A 699-nucleotide genomic window follows, 5' to 3' on the forward strand; every position below is an offset into this window, starting at 1 on the left:
TGAGAATTTATAGAATAAAAACCTCTTACGTCAAGGATACGTAAGAGGTTTATTTTATGTGACTTTTAGTCCGTCACGCTCCGTAAGGTGCGTGACAAATAAACCACCCGCTATGCGGGTGTGCGACGAAGGTTATACCAAAAAAACTCCAAACGCGATACAATAAAGGTGTTCAAGCCTATTGTAAAGCGAGAGGAGAAAAGTATGGCACAAAAGGCACATAGTTTATCACATACAAAGTGGCTGTGTAAATACCACATTGTCTTCACCCCTAAGTATAGACGAAAAATCATCTATAATCAATATCGAAGTAGTTTGGGAGAAATATTCCGACGTTTGTGTAGTTATAAAGGCGTAGAAATTATCGAAGGACATCTGATGCCGGATCATGTTCATATGTTAGTCAGTATTCCTCCGCGATTAAGTGTATCAAGCTTTATGGGATATTTAAAAGGTAAGAGTGCTCTTATGATGTTTGATAAACACGCCAATCTCAAATATAAATTTGGCAATCGCCATTTCTGGGCAGAGGGCTATTATGTAAGTACAGTTGGACTTAATGAAGCCACAATTAAGAAATATATTCAAGAGCAGGAAAAGCATGATATAGCACTTGATAAATTGAGTGTAAAAGAGTATGAAGATCCCTTTAGGGATAATGGCAAGTAGTACGAATGCCTCTTTAAGAGGCTAGTGGGT

1 protein-coding gene is annotated in these 699 nt (G+C 37.9%); it reads left to right on the forward strand.

The window, feature by feature from the left end; translation table 11 throughout:
• Positions 1-204 precede the first annotated feature (204 nt).
• Positions 205-669 (forward strand): IS200/IS605-like element ISSsu4 family transposase, encoded by a 465-nt coding sequence (tnpA, locus tag C1E99_RS10915; protein WP_029172398.1) that lies wholly within the window; start codon positions 205-207, stop codon positions 667-669.
• Positions 670-699: the final 30 nt, after the last annotated feature.

Origin of the sequence: Streptococcus suis (assembly GCF_002964045.1) — a bacterium.
Taxonomy (GTDB): domain Bacteria; phylum Bacillota; class Bacilli; order Lactobacillales; family Streptococcaceae; genus Streptococcus; species Streptococcus suis_U.

Bases quoted from the DNA above. Each gene is read 5' to 3' on its own strand.
- tnpA (WP_029172398.1), top strand. From the start codon at position 205: ATGGCACAAAAGGCACATAGTTTATCACATACAAAGTGGCTGTGTAAA.